General features: G+C 52.3%; 2 protein-coding genes. Both read left to right on the top strand.

Annotation, left to right across the window (positions count from 1 at the left end):
• On the top strand, positions 1–388 hold a 388-nt coding region (locus D6029_RS22300), incomplete at its 5' end, for a PTS system mannose/fructose/sorbose family transporter subunit IID (protein ID WP_147365262.1).
• 28 nt (positions 389–416) lie between these two features.
• Positions 417–665 (top strand): PTS sugar transporter subunit IIA (locus tag D6029_RS22295; protein WP_147365261.1); only part of this gene is annotated, 249 nt, incomplete at its 3' end.

Below are 665 nucleotides of genomic sequence, written 5' to 3'. Positions count from 1 at the left end.
TGTTATCTTTATCGTGTTGTTTAACGTTGTGCATCTCGGCCTGCGCTTTGGCCTGGCGCATTACGCTTACCGCATGGGTGTGGCCGCCATTCCGCTGATTAAAGCCAATACCCGCAAAGTCGGCCACGCAGCATCGATTGTGGGTATGACGGTGATTGGCGCATTGGTTGCGACTTACGTTCGCCTCTCAACCACGCTGGAAATCACAGCGGGCGATGCGGTGGTAAAACTGCAAACCGACGTTATCGACAAGTTGATGCCAGCATTTCTCCCCCTGGTTTATACCTTGTGCATGTATGCGTTGGTGCGTCGTGGCTGGAGTCCACTGCGCCTTATCGGTATCACGGTCGTTCTGGGTGTTGTCGGGAAGTTTGCCCACTTCCTGTAAGTCTTCCCTGTAAGCGAGATAAAACAATATGTTAAGTATTATTCTCAGCGGTCACGGTGGCTTTGCCACCGGACTGGAAAAAGCCATGAAGCAGATCCTCGGCGAGCAGGAACAGGTTATCGCCATTGATTTCCCTGAAACCTCTTCAACCGCGCTGCTCACCACGCAGTTTGAAGAAGCGATCGACGCATTAGATGAAAGCGAAGGCCTGGTTTTTTTAACCGATTTACTCGGCGGCACGCCGTTCCGCGTGGCTTCAACTCTGGCGCTACAGAAA

The sequence above is a fragment of the Buttiauxella izardii genome (assembly GCF_003601925.1).
In the GTDB taxonomy this organism is placed as follows: Bacteria; Pseudomonadota; Gammaproteobacteria; order Enterobacterales; family Enterobacteriaceae; genus Buttiauxella; species Buttiauxella izardii.
This window is presented reverse-complemented; position numbering and strand designations above follow the sequence as displayed.